Origin of the sequence: Streptomyces griseocarneus, from assembly GCF_014655595.1 — a bacterium.
In the GTDB taxonomy this organism is placed as follows: domain Bacteria; phylum Actinomycetota; class Actinomycetes; order Streptomycetales; family Streptomycetaceae; genus Streptomyces; species Streptomyces griseocarneus.
The window spans coordinates 175,098-198,257 of record NZ_BNBL01000012.1 but is presented as its reverse complement, the minus strand read 5'-3'; the positions used below and the strand labels follow the sequence as shown (position 1 = coordinate 198,257).

Sequence of the window (23,160 nt, the reverse complement as noted above, 5' to 3'; positions counted from 1 at the left end):
CCGGCCTCCCCTCGTGGGGAGACCGGGCCGGGCCGCGGTACGGAAGGGCGTGCGTCAGTGCGCGTGGCCGTGACCGTGGCCGTGACCGGCCTCGGCGGACTCCTCTTCCTTCTTCTCGACGACCAGGGTCTCGGTCGTGAGCAGCAGGGAGGCGATGGACGCGGCGTTCTCCAGCGCGGAGCGGGTGACCTTGACCGGGTCGATGACGCCGGCCTTCACCAGGTCGCCGTACTCGCCGGTCGCGGCGTTGAAGCCCTGGCCCTTCTCGAGCTCCGCCACCTTGGAGGTGATGACGTAGCCCTCGAGGCCGGCGTTCTCGGCGATCCAGCGCAGCGGCTCGACGGCGGCGCGGCGGACGACGGCGACACCGGTGGCCTCGTCACCCTCCTTGCCCAGGCCGCCGTCCAGCACCTTGACGGCGTGGACGAGGGCGGAGCCACCACCGGAGACGATGCCCTCCTCGACCGCGGCGCGGGTCGCGGAGATGGCGTCCTCCAGACGGTGCTTCTTCTCCTTGAGCTCGACCTCGGTGGCCGCACCCACGCGGATGACGCAGACGCCGCCGGCGAGCTTGGCGAGGCGCTCCTGGAGCTTCTCGCGGTCCCAGTCCGAGTCGGTGGTCTCGATCTCGGCCTTGATCTGGGCGACGCGGCCCTCGACGTCGGCGTGGTTGCCGCCGCCGTCGACGATCGTGGTGTCGTCCTTGGTGATGGTCACGCGGCGGGCGGAGCCCAGCACGTCCAGACCGGCCTGGTCGAGCTTGAGGCCGACCTCCTCGGCGATGACGGTGGCACCGGTGAGGGTGGCCATGTCACCCAGCATCGCCTTGCGGCGGTCGCCGAAGCCGGGGGCCTTGACGGCCACGGCGTTGAAGGTGCCACGGATCTTGTTGACGACGAGGGTGGAGAGCGCCTCGCCCTCGACGTCCTCGGCGATGATCAGCAGCGGCTTGGAGCCACCGCCCTGGATGATCTTCTCGAGCAGGGGCAGCAGGTCCTGGATCGAGGAGATCTTGCCCTGGTGGATCAGGATGTACGGGTCGTCGAGGACGGCCTCCATACGCTCCTGGTCGGTGACCATGTACGGCGAGAGGTAACCCTTGTCGAAGGCCATGCCCTCGGTGAAGTCCAGCTCCAGACCGAAGGTGTTGGACTCCTCGACGGTGATGACACCGTCCTTGCCGACCTTGTCCATCGCCTCGGCGATGAGCTCGCCGACCTGCTGGTCCTGCGCGGAGAGCGCGGCCACGGCGGCGATGTCGGACTTGTCGTCGATCGGGCGGGCGGTCGCCAGCAGCTCGTCGGAGACGGCCTTGACGGCGGCGTCGATGCCCTTCTTCAGGGCGGCCGGGGAGGCGCCGGCGGCGACGTTGCGCAGACCCTCGCGGACCAGCGCCTGGGCCAGGACGGTCGCGGTGGTGGTGCCGTCACCCGCGATGTCGTTGGTCTTGGTCGCCACCTCCTTGACGAGCTGGGCGCCGAGGTTCTCGTACGCGTCGTCGAGCTCGACCTCACGGGCGATGGTGACGCCGTCGTTGGTGATGGTGGGGGCGCCGAACTTCTTGTCGATGACAACGTTGCGGCCCTTGGGGCCGATCGTCACCTTCACGGTGTCGGCGAGCTTGTTGACGCCGCGCTCAAGGGCGCGACGGGCGTCCTCGTCGAACTTCAGGGTCTTGGCCATGGGTTACGTATCCTTCGCCGTAATCTCAAACGAACTGCGCCCCCGGTGCCCGGCTAGCAGGCACGGGAACCAGGGGCGCAGATCAAAAGCTTCGAAAGCTTCTTCGATAGCTCGAAAGCTTCGGGTGAACTACTTCTCGATGACCGCGAGGACGTCGCGGGCCGAGAGGACGAGGTACTCGTCGCCGTTGTACTTCACCTCGGTGCCGCCGTACTTGCTGTAGAGCACGATGTCACCGACCTTCACGTCGAGCGGGAGGCGCTCGCCGTTCTCGAAGCGGCCCGGGCCCACGGCCAGGACAGCGCCCTCCTGGGGCTTCTCCTTGGCGGTGTCCGGAATGACCAGGCCGGAGGCCGTGGTCTGCTCGGCGTCGAGCGGCTGGACCACAATGCGGTCCTCAAGCGGCTTGATGGCAACCTTGGAGCTGGCGGTCGTCACGATCCGACCTCCCCCTTCGGAGATCTCACGGGGTCAATTGTCTGAGGTGGCGACCTGGTAGATCCGTCGTCGCGGGTGCCGGATCTGCCCGTCGCTGTGTTTGGCACTCACCAGTGGAGAGTGCCAACGGTGCCGAGACTATGACGCGGTTAGCACTCGGTCAAGCGGAGTGCCAATTCGCCGTGCGGCGAGCCCCTGGTTCCGGCGGCGGCGGCCCCCTGCGGAGGACGGCCGAGGATGCCCTACCCAGCGAGGGATCACCGCACTCTCCCCCCGGAGGGGTAGTCCGCGGGCGTCCTGGCGACAGTCCCGGAGACAGTCCTAGAGGTAGTCCTCGAGCCGGGCCACCGTGTACCCCTGCCGCTGGATGCTGCGCAGCATGTTGGTGACCATCTTGGTCATCGAGGTGCCCTTGAGCTCCCCCGGTCCGCGGAAGTGGGCCAGCACGATGTCGCCGGGGCGCAGCGAGTCGCCCTGCGCGTAACGCATGTCGTTGATCTGCATCGTGACCTCCCACAGCACGACCGCCCGCACCCCGCAGCCGCCGGCCGCGGTGAGGGTGGCGTCGTTGTAGTTGCCGTAGGGCGGCCGGAAGAGGGTGGGGCGGGTACCGAAACGCTTCTCCAGGGCGTCCTGCTGCCCGCATATCTCGCGCCGCTGGGCATCGGCCGGCAGGGTGCGCAGGTTGGGGTGGCCGAGGGTGTGGTTGTGGACGCCGTTGCCGAGGGCGCGCAGCCGGTCGAAGTAGCCGTAGCCGCTGCCCGCGCGGGCGATGTCGTCGGTGAGGAACATCGTGAACGGCAGCTTCAGGTCCTGCGCCATCTTCACGAACTCCGGGTCCTTCTCGGCCCCGTCGTCGATGGTGATGAAGACGACCTTGTCCTGGGTCGGTATGCGCCGTACGACCGGCGGGGTGCCGCCGGGGCCGGAGGTCGCCACGGGCTTCTTCGCGGGCGGGGCCGGCGGGGCGGCGAGGGGCCTGTCCAGTCCCCAGCGGCGGTACGCGTCGTCGGGCGCGGCGGACGGCGCGGGCGTCCCCGCCGCCCGCGGCGTCTGCGCGCGGCCGGACGGCCCCGAGGAGGAGCCGGAGGACGATCCGGAGCACCCGGCGAGGACGCCGGTCAGCAGCAGGGCGGCGGACGCGAGGACGGCGGCGGGGCGGCGGCCACGACGGCCGGAAACAGACAGGCTCACCCGGACGATTCTTGTGCATGCGTTCGAACCTCGCGCGGGGGGCCGGGTCGGCGGGACGTGCGGTCGTGGGGTGCGGCCGTGACGCGCGGTCGTGGCCCGTGGGAGAGGCGGGAGAGAATGAGACACGTGCCCGCACCGAACCCCGCCGCCGACGCCGCCGAGGCCACCGCCGCCTTCACCGCCCTCCTCACGGACGAGGGGCGCGCCCTCCTCGACGGGCTGCGCGACCACGACCCCGCGCAGGAACTCGCCACGGCGACCCGCCTGCGCCGCGAGCACCCGGCCGCCCTGGTGTCCGCCGCCCTCGGCCAGGCGCGACTGAGGCAGCGCGCGGTCGCGAAGTTCGGCGCGCAGGACGCGTACCGCATGTTCTTCACGCCCAACGGCGTGGAGCAGTCCACGCGCGCCTCGGTGGCCACCTACCGCGCCCGGCGCTTCGAGGCGCTCGGCGTGCGCCGCGTCGCCGATCTGTGCTGCGGCATCGGCGGCGACGCGATCGCCCTGGCGCGCGCCGGCATCTTCGTGCTGGCCGTCGACCGCGACCCGCTGACCTGCGAGGTCGCCCGCGCCAACGCGGAGGCGCTGGGCCTGTCCGACCTCATCGAGGTGCGCTGCGCCGACGTCACGGAGGTCGACACCTCGGGTTACGACGCCGTGTTCGTCGACCCGGCCCGGCGCGGCGGCCGGGGCCGCATCTTCGACCCGGAGGCCTACTCCCCGCCGCTCTCGTGGGCGATCGAGGCCGCCCGCACGGCCCCCCGCGCGGCCCTGAAGATCGCACCGGGCGTGCCGCACGAGGCGGTGCCCGACGACGCCGAAGCGGAATGGATCTCGGACGGCGGCGACGTGAAGGAGGCCGTGCTGTGGTTCGGCACGACGCCCGGCGCCCGCCGGGCGACCCTCCTGCCGTCCGGCGCGTCCCTGGTGGGCCGCGGCCTGCCGGACCCGGCCGTACGCCCCGTGGGCCGCTACCTCTACGAGCCGGACGGCGCCGTGATCCGCGCCCACCTGGTGGCGGAGGTCGCGGCGGAGCTGGGTGAGGGCGGGCTGGTCGACGAGACCATCGCCTACGTGACGAGCGACGAACTGCGGCCGACGGATTACGCGGCGGCGTACGAGATCACGGACGTGCTGCCGTTCAACCTGAAGCGGCTGAAGGCGATCGTGCGCGAGCGCGGGATCGGGGTCGCCGTCATCAAGAAGCGGGGGTCGGCGGTGGAGCCGGAGGAGCTGCGCAGGAAGCTCAAGCTCGCGGGCCCGAACTCCTGCGTGATCGTGCTGACCCGGGTGGCCGGCGCGCCGGCGATGCTGCTGGGGCGGCCCGCCGGCGCGTAGCCCGGATCACTCGTAGAGGTTCTGCTTGCTCAGCTCGTGCACGTGGTCGTGGTCGTGCGAGTGCCCGTGCCCGTGCCCGTGGGAGTGCCCGTGGTCGTGGTCGTCCTCGTGGTCGTGTCCCGGTACGTGCGTCTCGGTGACCGGCAGCGACGAGTCCGCCGACAGGTCCCACGAGGACGCCGCGCGGCCGCGCGCGACCATCTCGGCGCCGAGCGCGGCGACCATCGCGCCGTTGTCCGTGCACAGCTTGGGGCGCGGCACGCGCAGCGTGATGCCGGCGTCCTCGCAGCGGCGCTGGGCCATCGCGCGCAGGCGGGTGTTGGCCGCGACGCCGCCGCCGATCATCAGGTGGTCCACGCCGTGGTCCTTGCAGGCGCGGACGGCCTTGCGGGTGAGGACGTCGACGACCGCCTCCTGGAAGGAGGCCGCGACGTCCGCCACGGGAACGTTCTCGCCGGCCGCGCGCCTGGCCTCGATCCAGCGGGCCACGGCGGTCTTCAGGCCGGAGAAGGAGAAGTCGTATATCGGGTCGCGCGGGCCGGTCAGGCCGCGCGGGAAGCGGATGGCGTCCGGGTCGCCCTCGCGGGCGTAGCGGTCGATGACCGGGCCGCCGGGGAAGCCCAGGTTCAGCACCCGGGCGATCTTGTCGAAGGCCTCGCCCGCCGCGTCGTCGATGGTCGAGCCGAGCGGCCGGACGTCGGCGGTGATGTCGGGGGCCAGCAGCAGGGAGGAGTGGCCGCCGCTGACCAGCAGGGCCATCGTCGGCTCGGGCAGGGCGCCGTGCTCGAGCTGGTCCACGCAGATGTGCGAGGCGAGGTGGTTGACGCCGTAGAGCGGCTTGCCCAGCGCGTAGGCGTACGCCTTGGCGGCCGAGACGCCGACGAGGAGGGCGCCGGCGAGGCCGGGGCCGGCGGTCACCGCGATGCCGTCGAGGTCCTTCGCGCTCACCCCGGCTTCCTTCAGGGCGCGCTGGATCGTCGGGACCATGGCCTCCAGGTGCGCCCGGCTGGCGACCTCGGGGACCACGCCGCCGAAGCGGGCGTGTTCGTCGACGCTGGAGGCGACGGCGTCGGCGAGGAGCGTGTGGCCGCGGACGATGCCGACGCCGGTCTCGTCGCAGGAGGTCTCGATGCCGAGGACGAGGGGTTCGTCAGCCTTGCGAGCCATGGGTCATTCCTTGCACTGCGAAGTTCGGATCGGTCAGACGCATCACGAGCGCGTCGATGTTGCCGGGCTGGTAGTAGCCGCGGCGGACGCCTACGGGCTCGAAGCCGAAGCGCTCGTACAGGCGCTGGGCGCGGGTGTTGTCGACGCGCACCTCGAGCAGCACCTCGCGGCATTCGAAGGCGGTCGCGGTCGTGAGCAGTTCGGTGAGCAGGCGGGCGCCCAGGCCCGTGCTCCAGTGTTCCTGGGCGACGGCGATGGTCTGCACGTCGCCCGTGCCGTCGATGGCGGCGAGGCCGGCGTAGCCGACGATCCGCCCGTCCGGGTCGACGGCGACGACGTAGCGGCGGTTGGCGTTCGCCCCGCGCGCGTGCGCCAGCTCCGACCAGAACAGGCCCTTGGACCAGGCGTCGTGCGGGAAGAGCGCCTTCTCCAGCTCCAGCACCGGCCCGATGTCCCACCAGCGCATCTCGCGGATGCCGACCGCCGCGGCTGCCCCGGTCACTGCGGCGTGACCACCTTGTAGTTGGCCGGCACCTGGGCGTCCGGGCGGCGCAGGTACAGCGGCCGGCCGGGCAGGAACTCCCCGCCGGTGCGCAGCTTCTCGGCCGCCAGGGCGGCCAGCGCGCCCGCCGACTGGTGCTGCGGCAGGTCGGTGCGGACGTCGGTGAAGGCGTCGGGGTAGAGCACGGCGCCCGCGCCGACGGCGGTCAGGCCCGCGACGCGCTCGGCGAGCTCGGCCGGGCGGTCCACGGCGGGCTCGGTGACGCGGGTGCGGGCGTCGGCGTAGCGCGCCCAGTAGACCTCCTTGCGGCGGGCGTCCGTCGCGACGACGAATTCGCCCTCGAGGCCCGCCTGCCCGGCGGCGTAGGCGATGCCGTCGAGCGTGCACAGGCTGTGGACGGGCACGGACAGCACGGAGGCGAAGGTCGCGGCGGTGACGATGCCGACGCGCAGGCCCGTGTAGGGGCCCGGCCCGACGCCGACGACGATGCCGGTCACGGCGTCCAGCGTGCGTCCCGCCTCGCCCAGCACCCGGTCCACGGCGGGCAGCAGCAGCTCCCCGTGCCGGCGGGCGTCGACCTGGCTCGACTCGGCGATGACGGACTCGCCGTCGTGGAGGGCGACGGTGACAGCGGGGGTGGCGGTATCCAGAGCGAGCAGCAGCACGTGACAAGCCTACGGCGCGCCATGGGGCGCCCGGTGCGCGCATTGGCCTTCGCCGGGGGCGCGGCGGGGTCGCGGGCGGGTGCTACGGTCAGCCGCATAGCCGTGCGAGCGGCTGTATGAGCAGGACGTACGACGAGTACGGGCGGGTTCGACCGGCACGGGCCGGTGGGGACGGGATCCGTACGCGGGACGAAAGGTGCGCACCGTGGCACGCAGCAGCTCGGGGGCGATCGTGGCCGTGCTCACGGCGGCGGCGCTGGGCGGGGTCGGTTTCCTCGCGTTCCAGGCGGAGGCAGCGCCGGACCGCCCCGCGAGCGCGCACGCCCCGGCCGCGACCGGCAAGGACAAGGGCGAGGACGCGGGCGGCAAGGACAAGGCCGGAAGCGCCGGAGCGGACCAGGGCAAGGCCCAGAACGCCGTTCCGGAGAACTCCGGCGCCGGCCTTCGGGTCGTCTACGCGCTCGCCCAGAAGCGCGTGTGGCTGGTCGGCTCGGACGGCAAGGCCACCCGGACGTACGAGGTGGCGCCCAGCACCGTCAGCCCGCCGCCCGGGGCGTACACGGTCACCTCGCGCGACCCGCAGGTCACCGGCTCGGACGGCGTTCCGATCGAGCACGTGGTGCGCTTCCACAAGAACGCGGCCGGGATCGTCTTCGGCTTCAGCGCGGCCGTCGACGGCTCGTCGCCGAAGCCGGACCCGGCGAAGAAGACCGGCGGCATCCGTGCGCAGCCCGCGGACGGGCGGGCGATGTGGGAGTTCGCGGTGAACAACACGAAGGTGGTCGTCGTCCCGTAAGGCGGACGGCGAGGAGACCCGGATACGGGGGACGGGGCGCGGCCTCGTCCCCCGTTCGGGCTATTCGGGGCCGTGTCGCGCTTGTCGGCGCGGCGCGTCAGGCCGCGTCGCGCTCCTGCGTGTGACTGGTGTGCCCGGTGTGCTCGGCGTGGCCCGGGTGCTCGTCGGGCTCGTGCTCGTGGGTCCGGCCGGGGGCCTTCGGCGGCGTGGAGACCGCGTCGGCGGCGGCGCAGGCCGCGAGGAGGTCGCGCATCGACAGGGGCCGGGGCCGCTCCTCCGAGCGGTCCGTCAGGGGGGCAGCGGGCTCGTGGGCCGTCATGAATGCCTCCTGGAGCAGCTCGGGCCGGGGGAGCGGTTAGGCAGGCCTAACCATCTCTCCGTTCTCCATGTGACCACGCGCGACACCGCGCGCGCAACATCTTCCCGACGGCTTGTCGGAAACTACAGCCGACCCGTCGCCCGTGCCCCGGCCGGGGCCGCCGCGCTAGCCCAGCGGCGTGAGGTCGACGCCCGCCCAGCGCTCGCCGACGCCGGTCACGGTCACGCTGCGCACGTCGTCCGCCTCGTCCGCGTCGGCGGCCGGGGCGTCCGCGCCGACCGCCCGCTCGATGACGACGCGCAGGCGGTCCTCGGACAGCTCCTCGACCTTGCCGTCGCCCCACTCCACGACGACGACCGACTCGGGCAGCGAGACGTCCAGGTCCAGGTCCTCCATCTCGTCCAGGCCGCCGGACAGCCGGTAGGCGTCGACGTGGACCAGCGCCGGGCCGTCGCCCAGCGGCGGGTGCACCCGGGCGATGACGAAGGTCGGGGACGTCACGGCGCCGCGCACGCCGAGGCCCTCGCCCAGCCCACGGGTCATCGTCGTCTTTCCGGCGCCCAGCTCGCCGGAGAGCAGGACCAGGTCGCCGGGCCGCAGCAGCGCGGCCAGCCTGCGGCCCAACTCGCGCATGTCCTCGGCGGACTTGACGGTGAGGCGCGTGGCCGTGGCGGCGGAAATGTCGTGCGGGACGTTCATATCCGCCGATGGTACGGGGTGCCGTGGCGTGGCGCGGAGCCCTACTCGGGCGCGGCCCGCTCCTCGCCCCGCACCCATCCGCCGCGTCCCCCGGAGCGGCTGCCGGAGCGGCTGCCGGCCAGGGCGGCCGGCGCCTGCGCCAGCAGCTCCGCCAGCTTCTCGCACACCAGCTGCGGCTGCTCCAGCATCACCAGGTGCCCCGCCCCCGGCACGACCGTCAGGCCCGCGTCCGGCAGGGCGTCGGCGATGACCTCGCTGTGGGAGCTCGGGGTGATCAGGTCCTTCTCGCCCGCGAGGACGAGCACGGGCAGGCGGGCGAAGGCGCTCAGCGCCGCCACCTTGTCGTGCGCGTCGAACGCCGGGTAGAACTCGGCGACCACGTCCACCGGCGTCGCCTCGATCAGCCGCTCGGCGAACCGGGCCACCACGGGGTCGACGTCCCGCGTCCCGAACGAATAGCGCTTGATGATCGCGCCGACGATGTCGGAGGTGGCCCGGCGCCCCTTCTCGACCAGGTCGGTCCGGTCCGTCATCAGCTTGAAGGCCCCGGGCAGCACCGCCCGGCGCACCAGGTTCATCCCGGCGACCGGGAGCCCGTACGTCACCTCGGACAGCAGGCCGGGGGACGTGCCGACGAAGGCCGCGGCGGCCACCCGGTCCGCGATCAGGGACGGGAACTGGTCGGCCAGCGCCATCATCGTCATGCCGCCCATCGAATGCCCCACCAGCACCAGCGGCCCCTCGGGGGCGGCGGCGTCGATGACGGCCTTCAGATCGCGGCCGAGCAGGTCGATGGTGACGGGCTCGCCGCCGTCGCGCCGCGCCGGGCCCCGCCCGGAGCGGCCGTGGCTGCGCTGGTCCCAGAAGACCGTGCGGACGACGCCGCGCAGGGCGGCGCGCTGGAAGTGCCAGGAGTCCTGGTTGAGGCAGTAGCCGTGGCTGAAGACGACGGTGACGGCAGGGGCCGGCCTCCGCCCGAGGAACCGGGGGCGCGCGCCGTCCGCCGGCTGCCCCTCCACCTCGTCGACCTCGTAGTGGAGCTCGGTGCCGTCGTCGGCGACGGCGACGCCGGGCGTGCCGCGCAGGGTGCCGTACGGGCCCACCGCGTCCAGCGCGAGCCGGGCCTTGCGGCGCATTCCGCGGCCTACGGTCAGCCGCTCGACGGCGACGCCGACCGCGGCCCCTGCGGCGACCAGGCCGACCGCGGCTCCGGCGAGACCCGCCCCGCGCCGCCAGGCCGCGGCGCCCACGCCCGCGACCCCTCCGGTCCGCACGGCAGCCTCCGCTGCCGCTGCTGCCGCCGCCCTGCCCGCGCCGTCGCCGCCCTCGCCCATGTCGTCACTCCCCCGTGTCGTGGCTCGTGGTGTCCTCCGGGACCTCCCCGGTATAGACGCGGGGCACGCGTGCCGAGATGCGCGTCACGACTTCATAGGCGATGGTTCCGGTCGCCCTGGCCCAGTCCTCGGCGGTCGGTTCGCCGTGGTCGCCCGGGCCGAACAGCACCGCCTCGTCGCCGACGCGGGCGGTGTCGCCGCCCAGGTCCACCACGAACTGGTCCATGGCGACGCGGCCCGCGACCGTGCGCCACTTGCCTCCCACCAGCACCGGGCCGGTGCCGGAGGCGGCGCGCGGGATGCCGTCCGCGTAGCCGACGGGGACGAGCGCGAGGGTGGTCTCGCCGGGGGTGGTGTAGAGATGGCCGTAAGACACCCCATGGCCGCCGGGGACGCGCTTGACGGAGGCCAGGGACGCGCTGAGCGTCATGACCGGCCTGAGCCCGAAGTCCTCGGGGGTGCCGAGCTCGGGGCTGGGCGATATGCCGTACATCGCCACGCCCGTCCGCACCAGGTCGTAGTGCGTCTCGGGGAGGGTGAGGGTGGCCGGCGAATTGGCGATGTGGCGGACCTCGGGGGTCAGCCCCTCGCGCTCGGCGTAGGCCACCGCGTCCTCGAAGACCTTGACCTGGGCCCGGATCGAGGGGTGGCCCGGCTCGTCGGCGCACGCGAAGTGCGACCACACGCCGGTGACCTTCACCAGGCCGGCGCGCTCGGCGTCACGGGCGGCGGCGACGAGCTTCTCCCAGTCGCCGGGCTGGCAGCCGTTGCGGCCGAGGCCGGTGTCGATCTTCAGCTGCACGCGGGCGGGGCGGCCCGCCGCGCGCACGGCCGCGGTGACCTCCTCGAGGGCCCACAGGCCGCTGAGCGAGACGTCGATGCCGGCCTCCACGGCCTCCCGCCACGGCCCGCCGGGCGTCCACAGCCAGCACAGCAGCGGGCCCGTGTCGCCCGCCGCGCGCAGGGCAAGCGCCTCCTGCGGGGTGGCCGTACCGAGCCACTCCGCTCCGGCCTGCCGGGCCGCCCGCGCGCAGGGCACCGCCCCGTGCCCGTACGCGTCCGCCTTGACGACGGCCATCAGCTGCGCCCGGGGGGCGCGAGCCCGCAGAGCACGTACGTTGGCCCGCAGGGCGGCCAGGTCGACCACGGCACGGGCGCGCATCGGTGTCTCACTCATCCCCGCCAGTGTCTCAGGCCGTGGCGCCGGGCGGATCGCCTGGGGGAACGCTTGGGTCCGGTTGTCGCCGGGACGACCGGCCCGCCGCCGCGCCGGCCGGCCCTGTGGTCACGGGCCCCCGGCCTGCGCGAGGCTGGCCCCATGAGGACTGCCCACAGCGTGGAAACCGTACGGACCGCCGAGCGAGCACTCATGGCAGAGCTGCCGCCCGGCACCCTGATGCAGCGCGCGGCGGCAGGCCTCGCGGCCGCCTGCGCGGACCTGCTCGGCCGCCGCGTCTACGGCGCCCGCGTCGCCCTCCTCGCCGGCAGCGGCGACAACGGCGGCGACGCCCTCTACGCCGGTGCCCGCCTCGCCCGCCGCGGCGCGGGCGTCACGGCGGTGCTGACCTCCCCCGGCCGGGCGCACGAGGGCGGGCTGCGCGCCCTGCGCGCGGCCGGCGGGCGCGTCGTGCCCGCCGCCGACGGCGCGGGCGCCGTGCGACGGGCCGACCTCGTCGTCGACGGCATCACCGGGATCGGCGGCAAGGGCGGGCTGCGCCCGGAGGCCGAGGCCCTGGTCCGCGCCGCCGAGGACGCGGGCGCGCTGATCGTCGCCGTCGACCTGCCCAGCGGCGTCGACGCCGACACGGGCGAGGTGCCCGGCGCGGCCGTACGGGCGGACGCGACGGTGACGTTCGGCGCGTACAAGCCCGGCCTGCTCGTCGACCCGGCGCGCGAGCACGCGGGCGCGCTGCGGCTCGTCGACATCGGCCTGGAGCCGTGGCTGCCGGCCGTGCCGGACGTGGAGGCCCCACAGCACGCCGACATCGCCCGCCTGCTGCCGCACCCGGCCGCGGAGAGCGACAAGTACCGGCGGGGCGTCGTCGGCATCGTCGCCGGTTCCGCCCGCTACCCCGGCGCGGCGGTCCTCGCCGTGGCCGGCGCCCTGAGCGGCGGCGCGGGCGCGGTGCGGTACGCCGGGCCGGCGGTGGACGCGGTGATCTCGCGCTTCCCGGAGACCCTGGTGACGACCGGCCCGCCGTCGAAGGCCGGCCGGGTGCAGGCGTGGGTGGTCGGCCCGGGCCTCGGCGACGGCGCGGACGCCCGGCAGGCGCTGGAGGACGTCCTCGCCTCCGACGTGCCCGTGCTGATCGACGCGGACGGCCTGCGGCTGCTCGACCCGCAGGCGGTACGGGCCCGTACGGCCCGGACGCTGGTGACCCCGCACGCCGGCGAGGCGGCCGTGCTGCTGGGCGTCTCGCGCGAGGAGGTCGAGACGCGGCGCCTGTCCTCGGTGCGGGCGCTGGCGGAGCGCTACGGCGTGACGGCCCTGCTCAAGGGCTCCACCACCCTGGTGGCCGACGCCACCGGCCCGGTCCGGGCCAACCCGACGGGCACGCCCTGGCTGGCCACGGCCGGAAGCGGGGACGTGCTGTCCGGGCTGACCGGCTCCCTGCTGGCCGCGGGCCTCCCGGCGCGCGACGCGGCGTCGGCGGGCGCGTACCTGCACGGCCTGGCGGCCCGCCGGCTGGGCGCCGCCCCGCTCACGGCCCTCGACGTGGCGGCGGCCCTGCGCGAGGTCTGGCAGGACGTCTCGGAGGGGTGACGGGGGGCGGCGGTCAGGTAGTTGCGATGTCCAGGTTCCAGCCGTCGCCGAGCAGATCGCGGTTGAGGACGGGCCCCGCGTAGCGGATGACCAGTTCGAGCGGTGGGAAGCCCTGCAGGTGCGCCAGGTCGAGCGGCTCGCTGTCGGCCCTACCACCAAGGACGATCAATTGTTCGAGCCCTGGGAAAGTCTGCCGAAGAAGGGCCAGCCCCGCGAGGCCGGTGGGCTCAAGCAGATGGAGCCCCCGCACGCGGGCCATTGGCCGCACCTGCGCCAGCGAGGTCAGATCCGCCCCGTGCCAGCCCAGATCCTGCAGCCGGGGAAGCGTCTGCAGGCCGTACTGCCGCAGGTCTGGGGCCGGACAATCGAGGATGACCGACTCCAGACACGGGTGGTGACTCAGGCCCGCCAGCCGGACACCACCGGCGTCCTGACCCACGTACAGAGACGTCAGACCGGGCGGCAGCGGCAGCTCCTCCAGTAAACCGAACGAGCGCACGATGAGGTCCGTCAGCACCGGAGTGTCGAGGTCGGCGAGGTCCTCGGCGGTCAGCGGACCATGGATCTGCACCAAGGGCCGGCCCCCGAGCCGCTTGAGCGCGGTGACGTGCTCGCCGGACTTCACCACGAAGTGCAGCGCGCCCTCGCCGGCGTTCTCGTGCGCCAGCCTCCCGATCACCGCCTCCGCGTACCCCTGCGTGTCGAAACGGTCCCAGGCCCACGCCAGCTGGGCCCGGACCTCCAGCGACGGGTGGTCCACGTACCGCGCCAGCAGGGGGATGGCCTGGTCGTCCGCCACCGTGGTCGCCGCGACGACCACCGCGTGGGCGACCTCGTCCGGCAGGCCCTCCGGGCCCGGCAGGAGGTCCAGCACCACCGGGCCCACCGCCGCGAGCTCCTTCGCGCACTCCAGGTCGCGCGGCGGCACCAGCGCGGCCGCCGCCTTCTCGACGCGGGTGCGCACCTCCCAGTCGACCTCGGTGGCGTGTTCGAGGCAGGCCGCGGCCAGCAGGTGCAGGCGGGCCCGGTGGGCCTCCTCCTTCTGCCCGCGTTCCAGCAGCATCCGCAGCAGCTCCGCCCGTGCCCGCGGCGGCGCGTGCCCGACCGCCATGCGCAGGACGTCCTCCCACTGGTCGTCGTGGGCGTGGTTGACCAGCAGGTCGAAGTCCCAGTCGTCCACGGCCGCCTGGGCGCCCAGGTAGTCCTGGAAGGTGCGGTGGACGAAGTCCAGGGTCTCGCTCGTCGGCTGCCGCAGCAGCCCGCTGCGCACCACGAGGTGCCGCAGTATCTCCTCGGCGCTCCCCCGGGCCGCCACCGCCGGCATCGCCGGCAGCGCCCGCTCCAGGATCTCCACGGCCTTGTGCCACTCGATCTCCGAGCGGCCGTTCCTGATCAGCCAGTAGGCGATCTTCTGGAGCAGCGCGGTCTGCGCCTGCTCCAGCTCGGGCCCCTCCAGGCCGACGGCGATCTCGCGCTCCCGGTCCCGCCGGATCAGGAGCAGGTCCAGCGCGGCGCGGTACAGCTCCATGCGGCCGTGCGGCAGGTAGCCGCGGCGGGAGCGGTTGAGCGCGCAGATCAGCGCGCACATCAGGGGGTTGGTGGCCAGCCGCCCCAGGTCGCGCTTGGCGACGACGGCCGCCGACAGCGCGTCGCGGAAGGCCCGCAGCCGCTCGTCGTGCCGCAGGCCCGCCGCGTCGTGCCAGCGGTCGATGAAGTCCAGGACGTCGCCGCGGCTCATCGGCAGCAGCTCCAGCTCCGTGAAGCCGGCGTCGGCCAGCCAGCCCTCGCGCACGGCGGAGGGCCGGGTGGTGATGACGTAGCGGGCCTCGGGATACGCCGCCAGCAGGTCCTTGACCCAGGTCAGCGTGCGGCGGCGGTCGGCCTCGGGGACCTCGTCCACGCCGTCGATCAGCAGCAGGGCCGTGCCCTCGGTCAGCCGCTGGGTGGCCCAGCCGCGGGCGGCGGGCAGCCCGGCCAGCGGGCCGGCCGCGGCCGCGAGGAACTCCTCGGGCTGCGGGAGTTCGCCGCGCCGGATGAGGGTCCGCAGGGGCAGGGTCAGCGGCATGCACCCGCTCAGGTGGCCCAGGCCCGGGGGCAGTTCGCCCCGGGCGGTTATCGTGGCGAGCCACTGCAGGAGCGTGGTCTTGCCCGAGCCCGCCGCGCCCCGCAGCAGCACCCGCTTGTGCCCGGACAGCGCCTCCTCCGCCCGCTTGGGCGAGGGCACGGAACGGGCCGTCGGGCCGCCGCCGGGCAGTTCGAAGCCCTCCGCGGCCATGGCCCGGCCGCCGCCCGACAGCTCGAGGCTGAGGTACGCGGCATCCAGCGGCCAGGTCTCCCCCTCACCGTCGTCGAGCGTCAGCCCGATGATGGTCAGCTCGCCGGACTTGCCCACGATGTAGTCGCGTAACCGCCGCTCGAACGCCTCCACCTCGAGCTGCCGGGGCGAGGCGAGCGAGCGCGATTCCGGCTTGTGCCCCGCGAGCAGGCACTCCTGCAGGAAGCGGAACTCCTGCCACAGCGTCTCCGACGGCGTGACCGTCAGCCGCCCGTGCCGCCACCCGCCCGGGTCGGCGCAGACGACCCCGGCGAGCAGTCCGTCCACGAAGACGGCGGCCCCCGACATCCCGGCCCACGGCGAGCCGCCGCCGGCGGGCGGCAGCGGCGCGCCGTGGTCGCTGTCGAGGACGTGCCGGCCGCTCAGGAGATTGCTGCCGGGCTTGAGCGCGCCGACGACCTGCTCGGTGTCGAGGTCACCGGCGGTGTCCCGCTGGACGTGCGGGTATCCGATGGCCTGCGCGCCGGGCCAGGCCCGCAGGTCGTAGGCGCGCCCCCAGACCAGCGGCTCGAACGCCGCGGCCGCCTCCTCGGTGACCACGTCCCGCTCGGCGACGAGCAGGGCCACGTCGCAGCGGCGGTTGTCGTCGCGCGCCCACGCCACCCGGCAGCGCACCTTGCCGGTCCCGCCGGGGACGATCACCGCCGGCGCCTCGCAGTCGCCGACGACGTGCGCGGCGGTGAGGACGAGGTTCGGCGCCAGCAGATATCCGCTGCCCTGGGTCCGCCCGAATACCGCCGCAATGCGTTCCCTTGCCGGGTGCACGCCGTCGCCCCCTCCGTCTCCGCCGTCCCACCTGACGATACGACAGCAGGACGGCGGGGGCGGGGGGATCGCCTCAGCCGGCGCGCAGGCCGGCGATCAGCCACTCGAGGGCCGGGCCCATGTCCGGCGCGGGCCAGCCGTTGATGACGGCGAGGAGCCGCCAGTAGCGCTCGTACCGGGAATCGTTGCCGATCTCGAGCCGCTCCAGCAGCCACTCCCGGAACTCCGGGCCGTCCTCGCGCCCGGCCAGCTCCGCGCACTGCCGCACCAGCTCGGCGACGAGCGGCCGCGCCTCCTGGGCGTCCGGCGCGATCCCGGCCGCCCGCGCCTCGGCGGTCCGCTCGCGGATCAGGTCCGCCAGCCGCCGCGCCTCGTCCGGCTCCGGCGGCCCGGCCTCGGCCCGCGCCCGGATCTGGTCCACGGCGGCGCGGCGCATGCCGGCGCGGAACTCCTCGTCCTGGACGAGTCCGGCGAGTTCCACCCAGGCGTCGACCTGCTCCGGCGCCGGGTCGTCGGGCAGGACCGGCATGGCGTCGCGCAAGGTGGCCAGGAAGCCGGGGTCGACGTCCAGGCCCTCGAAGGCACTGTCGATGAAGTCGTGGATCAGGCGGCGGCGTTCCTGATCGGTCAGGTGGGCGAGGGTGTGCATGAGTTCCATCTCCTCCGGTGTGGACCCGCGTCCGGCCACGGCTCGGAGGACGGCCTGGCGCAGCCGCAACGTGCGGATCTGCGTCTCCAGCGCCTCGGCGTGCACCGCGGCGACCTCGGCGACGGTCACCTCGCGCTCCAGCACGCGCTGGATCGTCGCGAGGCCGACCCCGAGGTCGCGCAGCGTACGGACGAGGCCGAGCCGGGCCAGGGCGTCCTGCCCGTAGAGCCGGTAGCCCGCGGGCGTACGGTCGGCCGGCGGCACCACGCCCTCATCGGACCAGAACCGGATCGTCTTGACCGTGAGCCCGGTCAGACGGGCCAGCTCGCCGATGGAGTGCAGAGGGGTGTCGCCGTCCATGCCCGTCACCTTGGTGTCTCCCGTCGCTGGAGAGTCAAAGCGTAGGCGCGGGCCCGCGCCCGGACCGGCGGCCGGCCCCACCCCCGTGCGGGCCGGCCGCCCGGCCTTACGACCGCTCCCGCTCCCGGCCCACGGCGTCGCTCGCCGCGCCCACCGCGACGCCCAGGGCGATCATCACGACGTAGCTGTAGACCTCGTAGCCGCCGGGCGCGAGGAAGCGCAGGAAGCCGAAGAGGCGGAACCAGCCGAGCCATTCGTGGAGCAGGCCGCTGATGCCGCCGACGATCAGGACGAAGCTGACGATGCCCAGCAGGTTCTTGAGGGGATTCTTCATGACTCGACGGTAGGAACTCCGGGCCGTGCCCGGCATCGGCCGTCGGTAGCCGGTCCGCCGGCCGTTGGGCCGACCAAAGTATCGGGCTGCCCGGCCGCCGGTCGTCCGGAGGTATCGGCCCGCCCCGGCGGCGGTCCGGCGGACGCGTGCGGACCGTAGATTCGTCCGTCATGCACCGCATTCACCGAACCCGCAGGGACTGGGCCGCCGACATCGGGCTGATCCTCTTCGCCGCCTGCTTCGCCGCGATCACCTCGCGGTCGATCCCGGTGCCGCAGGACATGGGGCCGGGCTGGCAGGTCGCCGACCAGGTGGCGGGCGGGCTCGGGTGCGCGGCCGTGTTCCTGCGGCGGCGGTGGCCGGTGCAGCTGGCCGTGACGCTGCTGGTGGCCGGGACCGTGGCGCACTACATGACAGGACCTGCCCTGGTCGCGGTGTTCACCGTCGCCGCCGGCCGGCCGTGGCGCGTCACCGCGTGGGTCGCCGCGCTCGCCTTCGCCCCCCTGCCGGTGTTCCTCCACGAGCTGCCGGAGACGGACCAGGACCGGGCCGGCGCGGCGCTCACCTACTTCGCGCTGCTCGCCGGCGCCATCGGATGGGGGCTGTTCCGGCGCTCGCGGCACCAGCTGATCGACTCGCTGCGGGAGCGGGCCGAGCTGGCGGAGGCCGGGTCGGCCCTGCGGGCGGCACGGGCGACCCAGCGGGCCCGCGAGGAGATCGCGCGGGAGATGCACGACGTGCTCGCGCACCGGCTGTCGCTGCTGAGCGTGCACGCGGGGGCGCTGGAGTTCAACCCCGGGGCCCCGCCGGCGGAGGTCCAGCGGGCGGCCGGAGTGATCCGCGACAGCGCCCACCAGGCGCTGCAGGACCTGCGCGAGGTCATCGGGGTGCTGCGCGCGCCCGTGGGCGACGGGCGGCCGCAGCCGACGCTGCGCGACGTGGCCCGGCTGGTGGAGGAGGCGGAAGAGACGGGCGCGCGGATCGCCTACGAGCCGCCCGGCGAGGCGGAGACCGCGGCGGCCCCGGCCGCCCTGGGGCGCACCGCCTACCGCATCGTCCAGGAGGCCCTCACCAACGCCCGCAAGCACGCCCCCGACGCCCCCGTGCGCGTGAAGGTCTCCGGCGGGCCGGGAGCCGGGCTCGGCATCGAGGTGCGCAACGCCCTGCCGGACGCCGCGGCGGGCGAGCCGGCCATTCCCGGGGCCGGGCAGGGACTCATCGGGCTCGGGGAGCGGGCCGCGCTGGCCGGCGGGCGGCTCGAGCACGACCGGGACGGGGCGGACTTCCGGCTGGCCGCCTGGCTACCCTGGCCCGCGGACGCGACCGGCGGACCACCGCCGGCCGGATGAGCCACTGACCCCACGACCCCGGATTGTGAGGCTCCCACCGTGAGCATCCGCGTGCTCCTCGTCGACGACGACCCGCTGGTACGGGCCGGGCTGCGCCTGATGCTCGGCGGCGCGCCGGACATCGAGGTGGTCGCCGAGGCCGCCGACGGCGGCGAGGTGGGGCCCCTGGTCGCGGCGCACTCCCCCGGCGTCGTGCTGATGGACATCCGGATGCCGGGCACGGACGGGCTGGCCGCCACCGAGGCGCTGCGCCGGCGGCCCGAGCCGCCCGAGGTGATCGTGCTGACCACGTTCAACACCGACGAGCACGTGCTGCGCGCCCTGCGCGCGGGCGCCGCCGGGTTCGTCCTCAAGGACACCCCGCCGCGGGAGATCGTGGAGGCGGTGCGGAAGGTGGCGGCCGGCGAGCCCGTGCTGTCCCCGGCCGTGACGCAGCAGCTCATCGCCCAGGTGTCCGGCGGCGACGCGCACCTGCGCTCGCGGGCCGAGACGGCCCGCGAGCGGCTGGCCGTCCTGGGCGAGCGGGAGCGCGAGGTCGCCACCGCCGTGGGGCGCGGCAAGGCGAACGCCGAGATCGCGGCGGAGCTGTACATGTCCGTGCCCACGGTCAAGACGCACGTCTCGCGCATCCTCACCAAGCTCGGCCTGAACAACCGGGTGCAGATCGCGCTGCTGGTCCACGACGCCGGGGAGGTGTGAGGGACCGGCGGAACCCACCATTCCGGGGAACCGCCCGGCTACTTCTCCGCGATCACCACCGCCGAGGCCACCCCCGCGTCGTGGCTCAGCGAGACGTGCCAGGAGGTCACCCCCAGCGCCTCGGCGCGTGCCGCCACCGTCCCGGTGACCACCAGCCTCGGCTGGCCGCTGCCCTCCGTGACGATCTCCGCGTCCGTCCACAGCAGCCCGCCGGGCGCGCCCAGGGCCTTGGCCAGCGCCTCCTTCGCGGCGAAGCGGGCGGCCAGCGAGGCGATGCCCCGCCGCTCGCCGGTGGGCAGGTACAGCTCGCGCTCCACGAACAGCCGGCCCGCCATGGCGGGCGTGCGCCGCAGCGCCGCGTCGAACCGCTCGATCTCGGCGACGTCGATCCCCACTCCGACGATCATTCGACCGTCACCGACTTGGCGAGGTTGCGCGGCTGGTCGACCTCGTTGCCCCGGGCCGTCGCCAGCTCGCACGCGAAGACCTGCAGCGGCACGGTGGCGACCAGCGGCTGCAGCAGCACGGGGGTCGCCGGGATCTCCACCAGGTGGTCGGCGTAGGGGCGCACCGCCTCGTCGCCCCGTTCCGCGATCACGATGGTGCGGGCACCGCGCGCCCGGATCTCCTGGATGTTGGAGACGATCTTGTCGTGCAGGACCGAGCGCCCGCGCGGCGAGGGGACGACCACCACCACCGGCACGTCCTTCTCGATCAGCGCGATCGGCCCGTGCTTGAGCTCGCCGGCCGCGAACCCCTCCGCGTGCATGTAGGCGAGCTCCTTGAGCTTGAGGGCGCCCTCCAGGGCCACCGGGTAGCCCACGTGGCGGCCCAGGAACAGCACGGTGTTCTTGTCGGCCAGGGAGCGGGCCAGCTCGCGCACCGGCTCCATGGTCTCGAGCACCTCCTCCACCTGGGCGCCGATCACCGACAGCTCGCGGACCACGCCGCGCACCTCGTCGCCCCACTTGGTGCCCCGCACCTGGCCCAGGTACAGCGCCACCAGGTAGCAGGCCACCAGCTGGGTCAGGAACGCCTTCGTCGAGGCGACCGCGACCTCGGGACCGGCGTGGGTGTAGAGCACGGCGTCCGACTCGCGGGGGATCGTCGAGCCGTTCGTGTTGCAGATGGCCAGCACCTTCGCGCCCTGCTCGCGGGCGTGCCGCAGCGCCATGAGGGTGTCCATGGTCTCGCCGGACTGGCTGACGGCGATGACGAGCGTGCGCTGGTCGAGGATCGGGTCGCGGTAGCGGAACTCGCTCGCCAGCTCCGTCTCGCAGGGGATGCGCGTCCAGTGCTCGATGGCGTACTTGGCGATCAGGCCGGCGTGGTAGGCCGTGCCGCAGGCGACGATGACGACCTTGTCGACCTCCCGCAGCACGGAGTCGGGGATGCGCACCTCGTCCAGCGTCAGCGAGCCCGCCGCGTCGATGCGTCCCAGCAGCGTGTCGGCCACGGCCTTGGGCTGCTCGGCGATCTCCTTGAGCATGAAGTAGTCGTAGCCGCCCTTCTCGGCGGCCGAGGCGTCCCAGTCCACGTGGTACGTCCGCACGTCGGCGGGCGCGCCGTCGAAGTCGGTGACGGTCACGCCGTCGCGCCGCAGCTCGACGACCTGGTCCTGGCCGAGCTCGATCGCCTCGCGGGTGTGGGCGATGAAGGCGGCGACGTCGGAGGCGAGGAAGTTCTCGCCGTCGCCGACGCCGACCACCAGCGGGGAGTTGCGCCGCGCCCCGACGACCACGTCCGGCTCGTCCGCGTGCACCGCCACCAGCGTGAACGCGCCCTGGAGCCGGCGGCAGACCTGCCGCATGGCCTCGGCGAGGTCGCCGCACGGCGAGAAGGCCTCGGACAGCAGGTGGGCGACGACCTCGGTGTCGGTCTCGGAGGTCAGCGCGTGCCCCCGCCCGGCCAGCTCGGCGCGCAGCTCGGCGAAGTTCTCGATGATGCCGTTGTGGACGACGGCCACCCGGCCGGGGTTGTCGAGGTGGGGGTGGGCGTTGGCGTCCGTCGGGCCGCCGTGCGTGGCCCAGCGGGTGTGCCCGATGGCCGTCGGCCCGGACGGGAGCGGCCGGTCGGCCAGCTCCTTCTCCAGGTTGGCGAGCTTGCCGGCCTTCTTCGCCGCCGCCAGCCCGCCGTCGGCCAGGACCGCCACCCCGGCCGAGTCGTAGCCGCGGTACTCAAGGCGCCGCAGCCCTGCCAATACGACATCGAGGGCGCACTGCCCTCCCACATAGCCAACGATTCCGCACATGGTGTGCAGCGTACGGCCCGGGAGTCGGCGCCCGTGGGTCAACGCCCGCGCTCGATCCGGTCGATGGCTTCCTGCACGAGCTCCAGGTACTCGACCTCCTCGCAGCGCGGTTTGCTGCCGAGGACGTAGCGGTCCAGGCAGTCGTCCAGGTCCTGCCCGAGGTCCTCGTCGGGCAGCTCGGCGGCCAGGTCGCCGTGCACCCGTTCGGCGAGGGAGGCCCGCGTGCCGGGGGCGGTGTGCGCGGACGGCGCGTCGCGGCGCACGAGGCGCCGTACGCCCTGCCGGACGAGGCGAACGCGGCGGAGGACGAGCAGGAAGACGAACACGGAGCCGGGCTCCTCGCGTGATGCGTGCGGACAGGAGGCTGGACGCTATTCCTGACCGGCAAGTAAGTACAGACCCCAGCGGGAAACTTCACCCACTGGTACCCCTCCGATCCCTTCCGTCACTGCCCGCGCGCGGGGCCCCGGGACCACCCCGAAGTGATCCTCCCGCGTACGCCGCGCACAATGGGCCCGTGCCGACCACCATTGAGCAGCCGCAGCAAAGGCGCCGCGCAGACTCCTCACCGTTCGTGGACCTGACCCGGGCGGAGTGGAGCGCGCTGCGCGAGAACACCCCGCTGCCGCTGACCGCCGAGGAGGTCGAGCGCCTGCGCGGGCTCGGCGACGTCATCGACCTGGACGAGGTCCGCGACATCTACCTGCCGCTGTCGCGCCTGCTCAACCTCTACGTGGGGGCCACCGGCAGCCTGCGCGGGGCGCTCAACACCTTCCTGGGCGAGAAGGGGGCCCAGCGCGGCACGCCCTTCGTCATAGGCGTCGCGGGCAGCGTCGCGGTGGGCAAGTCGACCACGGCCCGCCTGCTGCGGGCCCTGCTGGCCCGCTGGCCCGAGCACCCGCGCGTCGAGCTGGTCACCACGGACGGCTTCCTGCTGCCCAACGCCGAGCTGCAGGCCAAGGGCCTGATGTCACGGAAGGGATTCCCCGAGTCCTACGACCGCCGGGCCCTGACGCGCTTCGTCGCGGACGTGAAGGCCGGCAAGGACGAGGTCTCCGCGCCGGTCTACTCCCACCTGATCTACGACATCGTGCCCGGCGAGCGGCTGACCGTGCACCGCCCCGACATCCTGATCATCGAGGGGCTCAACGTCCTGCAGCCGGCCCAGCCGGGCCAGGACGGGCGCACCCGCGTCTCGCTCGCCGACTTCTTCGACTTCAGCGTGTACGTGGACGCCCGCGCCGAGGACATCGAGCGGTGGTACTACGAACGCTTCCGGAAGCTGCGGGACACCGCGTTCCAGAACCCCGACTCCTACTTCCAGCGCTACACGCGGGTCTCGGAGGAGGAGGCGCTGGACTACGCCCGGCGCAATTGGCGCACCATCAACAAGCCCAACCTGCTGGAGAACGTGGCGCCCACCCGCGGCCGCTCCAACCTGATCCTGCGCAAGGGCCCCGACCACAAGGTCCAGCGCCTGTCGCTGCGGAAGCTCTGACCCGGGCGCCGCGCTCCCCCGGCA

22 protein-coding genes are annotated in these 23,160 nt (G+C 74.0%); 6 read left to right on the top strand and 16 right to left on the bottom strand.

Annotated features, from left to right (window positions below):
• Nucleotides 1-54: 54 nt before the first annotated feature.
• From groL to IE295_RS27240, 3 genes are all read right to left on the bottom strand, one after another.
• Nucleotides 55-1,683, bottom strand: coding sequence for a chaperonin GroEL (gene groL / locus IE295_RS27250; protein WP_190066408.1), 1,629 nt, complete (start codon nt 1,681-1,683; stop codon nt 55-57).
• Between the two features lie 129 nt (nt 1,684-1,812).
• Nucleotides 1,813-2,121: a co-chaperone GroES gene (groES, locus tag IE295_RS27245; protein WP_135783711.1), complete on the bottom strand. Its 309-nt coding sequence runs from the start codon at nt 2,119-2,121 to the stop codon at nt 1,813-1,815.
• Nucleotides 2,122-2,442: 321 nt separating this feature from the next.
• Entirely contained in the window at nt 2,443-3,309 is an 867-nt protein-coding gene (locus IE295_RS27240) for a polysaccharide deacetylase family protein (RefSeq protein ID WP_190066428.1), read from the bottom strand.
• A 123-nt stretch (nt 3,310-3,432) separates the two neighbouring features.
• On the opposite strand from IE295_RS27240, the gene IE295_RS27235 reads away from it, so the two are divergent.
• A complete protein-coding gene (locus tag IE295_RS27235) occupies nt 3,433-4,650 on the top strand; it encodes a THUMP-like domain-containing protein (RefSeq protein WP_190066407.1) in 1,218 nt (405 codons plus the stop codon).
• Nucleotides 4,651-4,656: 6 nt separating this feature from the next.
• Here the strand turns inward: IE295_RS27235 and tsaD are convergent, their stop codons facing one another.
• The 3 genes from tsaD to tsaB are packed head-to-tail and all read right to left on the bottom strand — an operon-like array spanning nt 4,657 to nt 6,984.
• Nucleotides 4,657-5,817 carry a tRNA (adenosine(37)-N6)-threonylcarbamoyltransferase complex transferase subunit TsaD gene (tsaD, locus tag IE295_RS27230; RefSeq protein WP_190066406.1) on the bottom strand — a complete coding sequence of 387 codons (1,161 nt, stop codon included), beginning with the start codon at nt 5,815-5,817 and terminating at the stop codon, nt 4,657-4,659.
• Nucleotides 5,801-6,283, bottom strand: a complete 483-nt coding sequence (gene rimI, locus IE295_RS27225) for a ribosomal protein S18-alanine N-acetyltransferase (RefSeq protein WP_190066427.1) — start codon at nt 6,281-6,283, stop codon at nt 5,801-5,803. Before rimI ends, tsaD begins: the two co-directional genes overlap by 17 nt.
• Before the next feature lie 32 nt (nt 6,284-6,315).
• The gene (tsaB, locus tag IE295_RS27220) at nt 6,316-6,984 is read right to left on the bottom strand and encodes a tRNA (adenosine(37)-N6)-threonylcarbamoyltransferase complex dimerization subunit type 1 TsaB (RefSeq protein ID WP_190066405.1); all 669 of its coding nucleotides are present in this window, start codon (nt 6,982-6,984) and stop codon (nt 6,316-6,318) included.
• Between the two features lie 205 nt (nt 6,985-7,189).
• Here tsaB and IE295_RS27215 point away from each other — a divergent pair, with 205 nt between their 5' ends.
• On the top strand, nt 7,190-7,780 hold the full coding sequence (locus IE295_RS27215) for a hypothetical protein (protein WP_190066404.1): 591 nt from the start codon (nt 7,190-7,192) through the stop codon (nt 7,778-7,780).
• A 97-nt stretch (nt 7,781-7,877) separates the two neighbouring features.
• Here IE295_RS27215 and IE295_RS27210 read toward each other — a convergent pair whose 3' ends face one another.
• The 4 genes from IE295_RS27210 to alr form a co-directional block, all read right to left on the bottom strand.
• Nucleotides 7,878-8,099 carry a hypothetical protein gene (locus IE295_RS27210; protein ID WP_190066430.1) on the bottom strand — a complete coding sequence of 74 codons (222 nt, stop codon included), beginning with the start codon at nt 8,097-8,099 and terminating at the stop codon, nt 7,878-7,880.
• Between the two features lie 165 nt (nt 8,100-8,264).
• Nucleotides 8,265-8,798, bottom strand: coding sequence for a tRNA (adenosine(37)-N6)-threonylcarbamoyltransferase complex ATPase subunit type 1 TsaE (tsaE, locus tag IE295_RS27205; protein WP_190066403.1), 534 nt, complete (start codon nt 8,796-8,798; stop codon nt 8,265-8,267).
• Between the two features lie 41 nt (nt 8,799-8,839).
• Nucleotides 8,840-10,132: an alpha/beta fold hydrolase gene (locus IE295_RS27200; protein WP_190066402.1), complete on the bottom strand. Its 1,293-nt coding sequence runs from the start codon at nt 10,130-10,132 to the stop codon at nt 8,840-8,842.
• A gap of 4 nt (nt 10,133-10,136) precedes the next feature.
• Nucleotides 10,137-11,309, bottom strand: a complete 1,173-nt coding sequence (alr, locus tag IE295_RS27195; protein ID WP_190066401.1) for an alanine racemase — start codon at nt 11,307-11,309, stop codon at nt 10,137-10,139.
• Nucleotides 11,310-11,450: 141 nt separating this feature from the next.
• Between alr and IE295_RS27190 the strand changes: the two genes are divergently transcribed.
• Nucleotides 11,451-12,896 carry an NAD(P)H-hydrate dehydratase gene (locus IE295_RS27190; protein ID WP_190066400.1) on the top strand — a complete coding sequence of 482 codons (1,446 nt, stop codon included), beginning with the start codon at nt 11,451-11,453 and terminating at the stop codon, nt 12,894-12,896.
• Between the two features lie 13 nt (nt 12,897-12,909).
• On the opposite strand, the gene IE295_RS27185 is transcribed toward IE295_RS27190, so the two are convergent.
• From IE295_RS27185 to IE295_RS27175, 3 genes are all read right to left on the bottom strand, one after another.
• Nucleotides 12,910-15,996, bottom strand: a complete 3,087-nt coding sequence (locus tag IE295_RS27185; RefSeq protein ID WP_190066399.1) for a serine protease — start codon at nt 15,994-15,996, stop codon at nt 12,910-12,912.
• Nucleotides 15,997-16,069: 73 nt separating this feature from the next.
• Nucleotides 16,070-17,005, bottom strand: coding sequence for a MerR family transcriptional regulator (locus tag IE295_RS27180; protein WP_190066398.1), 936 nt, complete (start codon nt 17,003-17,005; stop codon nt 16,070-16,072).
• 106 nt (nt 17,006-17,111) lie between these two features.
• On the bottom strand, nt 17,112-17,339 hold the full coding sequence (locus tag IE295_RS27175; protein ID WP_190066397.1) for a hypothetical protein: 228 nt from the start codon (nt 17,337-17,339) through the stop codon (nt 17,112-17,114).
• A gap of 170 nt (nt 17,340-17,509) precedes the next feature.
• Here IE295_RS27175 and IE295_RS27170 point away from each other — a divergent pair, with 170 nt between their 5' ends.
• Both IE295_RS27170 and IE295_RS27165 read left to right on the top strand, forming a co-directional pair.
• On the top strand, nt 17,510-18,688 hold the full coding sequence (locus tag IE295_RS27170; protein ID WP_190066396.1) for a sensor histidine kinase: 1,179 nt from the start codon (nt 17,510-17,512) through the stop codon (nt 18,686-18,688).
• A 39-nt stretch (nt 18,689-18,727) separates the two neighbouring features.
• Complete coding sequence (locus IE295_RS27165; protein ID WP_190066395.1) at nt 18,728-19,387, top strand: response regulator; 660 nt, start codon at nt 18,728-18,730, stop codon at nt 19,385-19,387.
• Between the two features lie 38 nt (nt 19,388-19,425).
• Here IE295_RS27165 and IE295_RS27160 read toward each other — a convergent pair whose 3' ends face one another.
• From IE295_RS27160 to IE295_RS27150, 3 genes are read right to left on the bottom strand one after another with little or no spacing between them, the layout of a single operon-like run.
• Nucleotides 19,426-19,794, bottom strand: coding sequence for a holo-ACP synthase (locus tag IE295_RS27160; protein ID WP_190066394.1), 369 nt, complete (start codon nt 19,792-19,794; stop codon nt 19,426-19,428).
• Nucleotides 19,791-21,638, bottom strand: a complete 1,848-nt coding sequence (glmS, locus tag IE295_RS27155) for a glutamine--fructose-6-phosphate transaminase (isomerizing) (protein ID WP_190066393.1) — start codon at nt 21,636-21,638, stop codon at nt 19,791-19,793. The genes IE295_RS27160 and glmS overlap by 4 nt, the downstream gene beginning before the upstream one ends.
• 38 nt (nt 21,639-21,676) lie before the next feature.
• Nucleotides 21,677-21,964, bottom strand: coding sequence for a hypothetical protein (locus tag IE295_RS27150; protein ID WP_190066429.1), 288 nt, complete (start codon nt 21,962-21,964; stop codon nt 21,677-21,679).
• Between the two features lie 191 nt (nt 21,965-22,155).
• Between IE295_RS27150 and coaA the strand changes: the two genes are divergently transcribed.
• Entirely contained in the window at nt 22,156-23,136 is a 981-nt protein-coding gene (gene coaA, locus IE295_RS27145) for a type I pantothenate kinase (protein ID WP_190066392.1), read from the top strand.
• Nucleotides 23,137-23,160 lie beyond the last annotated feature (24 nt).

What these genes read in the sequence shown, in the direction of transcription:
- groL (WP_190066408.1), bottom strand. Translation starts at nt 1,683, where the DNA reads ATGGCCAAGACCCTGAAGTTCGACGAGGACGCCCGTCGCGCCCTTGAG.
- IE295_RS27235 (WP_190066407.1), top strand. Translation starts at nt 3,433, where the DNA reads ATGAGACACGTGCCCGCACCGAACCCCGCCGCCGACGCCGCCGAGGCC.
- tsaD (WP_190066406.1), bottom strand. Translation starts at nt 5,817, where the DNA reads ATGGCTCGCAAGGCTGACGAACCCCTCGTCCTCGGCATCGAGACCTCC.
- rimI (WP_190066427.1), bottom strand. Translation starts at nt 6,283, where the DNA reads ATGCGCTGGTGGGACATCGGGCCGGTGCTGGAGCTGGAGAAGGCGCTC.
- IE295_RS27210 (WP_190066430.1), bottom strand. Translation starts at nt 8,099, where the DNA reads ATGACGGCCCACGAGCCCGCTGCCCCCCTGACGGACCGCTCGGAGGAG.
- tsaE (WP_190066403.1), bottom strand. Translation starts at nt 8,798, where the DNA reads ATGAACGTCCCGCACGACATTTCCGCCGCCACGGCCACGCGCCTCACC.
- IE295_RS27200 (WP_190066402.1), bottom strand. Translation starts at nt 10,132, where the DNA reads ATGGGCGAGGGCGGCGACGGCGCGGGCAGGGCGGCGGCAGCAGCGGCA.
- alr (WP_190066401.1), bottom strand. Translation starts at nt 11,309, where the DNA reads ATGAGTGAGACACCGATGCGCGCCCGTGCCGTGGTCGACCTGGCCGCC.
- IE295_RS27190 (WP_190066400.1), top strand. Translation starts at nt 11,451, where the DNA reads ATGAGGACTGCCCACAGCGTGGAAACCGTACGGACCGCCGAGCGAGCA.
- IE295_RS27180 (WP_190066398.1), bottom strand. Translation starts at nt 17,005, where the DNA reads ATGGACGGCGACACCCCTCTGCACTCCATCGGCGAGCTGGCCCGTCTG.
- IE295_RS27175 (WP_190066397.1), bottom strand. Translation starts at nt 17,339, where the DNA reads ATGAAGAATCCCCTCAAGAACCTGCTGGGCATCGTCAGCTTCGTCCTG.
- IE295_RS27170 (WP_190066396.1), top strand. Translation starts at nt 17,510, where the DNA reads ATGCACCGCATTCACCGAACCCGCAGGGACTGGGCCGCCGACATCGGG.
- IE295_RS27160 (WP_190066394.1), bottom strand. Translation starts at nt 19,794, where the DNA reads ATGATCGTCGGAGTGGGGATCGACGTCGCCGAGATCGAGCGGTTCGAC.
- glmS (WP_190066393.1), bottom strand. Translation starts at nt 21,638, where the DNA reads ATGTGCGGAATCGTTGGCTATGTGGGAGGGCAGTGCGCCCTCGATGTC.